Annotated in this window: 6 protein-coding genes; 3 read left to right on the plus strand and 3 right to left on the minus strand. The window is 62.7% G+C overall.

The window, feature by feature from the left end; translation table 11 throughout:
* Positions 1 to 69: 69 nt before the first annotated feature.
* Together DBO33_RS42370 and DBO33_RS42375 are read left to right on the plus strand one after the other, a co-directional pair.
* The gene (locus tag DBO33_RS42370; protein WP_234391496.1) at positions 70 to 237 is read left to right on the plus strand and encodes a hypothetical protein; all 168 of its coding nucleotides are present in this window, start codon (positions 70 to 72) and stop codon (positions 235 to 237) included.
* Positions 238 to 292: 55 nt separating this feature from the next.
* On the plus strand, positions 293 to 823 hold the full coding sequence (locus DBO33_RS42375) for a GNAT family N-acetyltransferase (RefSeq protein WP_107661298.1): 531 nt from the start codon (positions 293 to 295) through the stop codon (positions 821 to 823).
* A gap of 37 nt (positions 824 to 860) precedes the next feature.
* On the opposite strand, the gene DBO33_RS43460 is transcribed toward DBO33_RS42375, so the two are convergent.
* Complete coding sequence (locus tag DBO33_RS43460) at positions 861 to 1,034, minus strand: hypothetical protein (protein ID WP_159080865.1); 174 nt, start codon at positions 1,032 to 1,034, stop codon at positions 861 to 863.
* Positions 1,035 to 1,340: 306 nt separating this feature from the next.
* Positions 1,341 to 1,811 (minus strand): GNAT family N-acetyltransferase, encoded by a 471-nt coding sequence (locus DBO33_RS42380; protein WP_107661299.1) that lies wholly within the window; start codon positions 1,809 to 1,811, stop codon positions 1,341 to 1,343.
* A 116-nt stretch (positions 1,812 to 1,927) separates the two neighbouring features.
* On the opposite strand from DBO33_RS42380, the gene DBO33_RS42385 reads away from it, so the two are divergent.
* Positions 1,928 to 2,326 carry a DUF4870 domain-containing protein gene (locus DBO33_RS42385; protein WP_107661300.1) on the plus strand — a complete coding sequence of 133 codons (399 nt, stop codon included), beginning with the start codon at positions 1,928 to 1,930 and terminating at the stop codon, positions 2,324 to 2,326.
* Positions 2,327 to 2,482: 156 nt separating this feature from the next.
* On the opposite strand, the gene DBO33_RS42390 is transcribed toward DBO33_RS42385, so the two are convergent.
* On the minus strand, positions 2,483 to 2,829 hold a 347-nt coding region (locus tag DBO33_RS42390; protein ID WP_107661301.1), incomplete at its 5' end, for a nitroreductase/quinone reductase family protein.

Here is a 2,829-nt window from a genome sequence, read left to right on the forward strand (position 1 = left end):
TGTTAGAGCTTTTTATTTCAAGCATAAGGCGGCAAACAATATCATGCCTAGACTCGTGGGCGCGGAGAAGTGTATAAGAGACGGTACCTACGCCACCTCGCCGCCGGCCTCATCGAATCCCACGGCTGGACCATCGAAACCACCGCCACCTACCTCGCCACCCGCCCCGGCGCCGACCTCACCTGGACCCCGAGAACCCTCACCACGCTCCTGACCAGTACTCCGCCGGCTGTGTGACGCCCTGCCGAAAAATGGCTTCAGCTATGGCGGACGAATATGAGAGCGTCTCGGAGTGCACGATGGATGGCCCGACCGCCTGGTAGTACGTCCCTTCGCCCGCAGCGACGCCCGGCAGGTAGCCGATTGGCAGTACGCGGGTCCGTGGCAGATCTACAATTTCGGCGCTGCCGATGACGATGAATTGCCAAGTGCCGCCGATGGATACACGGCAGTAGCCGATGCCGACACGGACCGCCTCGTCGGGTTCTTCTGCATCGGACCCGAGGCACGAGTGCCGGGCCTCGATGCGGATCGCACCATGGTCGACCTCGGCGTCGGCATGGATCCGCAATGGGTCGGCAGCGGTCACGGCATGCACTTCGGTACCGCCGTGCTCACCCAGCTCCGCCGGGACTACCCGGCGACCCCAATTCGCGTAGTCGTCCAGACCTGGAACACACGGAGCAGGCAGTTGATTCGCCGACTCGGGTTCGTCGAACGCGGCGAACACCACTGCATGCAGGACGGTCGAACGGTCGCCTATACCGTGGCCGTGCTGTCCGTCGACGCCGACGACCACCACGCAAAGGGACCTTCAGCCTGACCTCACACCCTGAAGTCCACCGACGCGCCGACTCCGCCTACTGGTAGTAGCGGACGCACAATGCGCCGAGAAGCTGATCGCTGATCTGTTTGCCGACACCGCTGGTATAGATGCCACCGCTCGGGTCGATGGCGAGAAGCACCGCCGTTGCGACCAAGCATTGGGGAGGCTGCGAACCAGGTGATGCGTTGGCGACTGTGTTGCCACTCACGGCGAGTGAGCCTCCGACGGCAAGTGCTCCAGCGGCGGACAAGGTGATCAGTGCTCTGCGCATAATGGTCCTGTCTCGAGAAGTTGGATCCCCTTCGGGGCGGCTATCGTCCTAGCCCCGGAGTTCGTTACTTTTCAGCTAACAGCAAACTAGCGATCATGCGGGTATCAGCATTGACTTGCTGAACATCACGACACATAGCCATCTTACAGTTAACCATTGCGACCGGACGGCGCGCATCGGGCATTTCGAAGGGCTCTGGCGATACCTGAGAGTGTGAGCGAGCGCGACTATGTCGCTCCCCCATCATCGATCCGAGGTGTCGGCCAGCATCAGCTTGAACCCCACGTGACTGGCCTCGAATCCGAGCTTGCCGTAGAAACGATGCGCGTCCACCCGACTGCCGTGCGACGTCAATTGCACCAGGGCACAACCTCGTTCACGCGCCCGCCGCACACACTCCTCGATCAGCCGCGATCCCAGACCGCGGCCACGCATCGGCCGATCCACCCGCACCGCCTCGATCTGCGCACGTACCGCGCCCTTGCGGGCCAGTCCGGGCAGAAAGCTCAGTTGCGCCGTTCCCACCACGGCACCGCGGTGTTCGGCAACCAGTAGCTCCTGCCGCGGATCTTCATCGATCTCGGCGAAGGCCGCGCGGTATAGGCTCAGGTCGGCGGCGGACTCGCGGACGCTGCCGAGTGTGTCATCGGCGAGCATCGTCACCAGCGCAGAAAGGTCGTCGATCGTCGCGGACCGGAAGATGATCTCGTCCATGCGCTGATTCGATCACGAGCCGCGTCGACAGGACTACTGCGCACGCCGGTGGAGACAGCCGGCGACAGCCTGAAACCTGGGATCGGTAGGAGACGCGTGCGACATCTACTTACCCCATGACATCTTCGCAACCTCCCACGAACCAACCGCAGTCCGCCGGCCTGGACAAGAAGACCAGCGCGATCCTGTCCTACGCGCTGGGGTGGCTCACCGGGATCATCTTCCTATTCATGGGAAGGAACGATCCCGACGTGAAATCCCATGCCGCTCAATCGATCGTCTTCTTCGGAGCGGTCTCGGTGGTCAACATTGTGATGAGCATCGCCGGCTCGCTCCTCGGGGCCCTGGGGATAATCTTCAGCCTCGCCGGACTCGCAGTCGCGGTCTTCTCAGTTGTCGTCTGGGTCATGGCTATGGTCCAGGCGAACAACACCGGCGGTGTCCGCGCGGAGCTGCCCCTTGTCGGGAAATTCGTTGCCCCCTACGCGGATCGGGTGGCCAACTCGGTCAAGTAGCGGCATATTCGAAGTCCCCGTAACCGATGATGCTGTCGGCATCCCTGTACGGCAGCCAGACAGTCCGAAGACCAACGGCCCGAGGCTATCTCGGGCCGTTGGCGTCTGCGCGAAACGTCGGGAACCGACGCGCCATGGCTGGATTGCTGGGAGTGCTCAGCCCTCGCCGTCGAGGGTCAGCGTGACCAGCGGCATGGGTCGGTCGATCTTGGACTGGAAGTCCGCCAGCAGTGGGTGATTGGCCAGCATCCAGGCTGCGAACTCGTCATAGTCCGCGCCTTCGAGCACCCTGCCTGTCGCCTGGTAAGTCTTGCCCCGGAGTTCGACAGTGACCTGCGGATTCGCCTTGATGTTGTACCACCAGGCCGGGTACTTGTCCTCGATGAACGAGCTCACGAACATGGTCTCGCCCCGATACAGCGGACCCAACGGAGTCGTGTGCCGCTTACCGCTCTTGGCTCCCGTGGTGGTCAGCAGGATGAGGTCCCCGCCCGCATAAGCCC

The organism is Nocardia suismassiliense, assembly GCF_900269665.1.
Lineage (GTDB): Bacteria > Actinomycetota > Actinomycetes > Mycobacteriales > Mycobacteriaceae > Nocardia > Nocardia suismassiliense.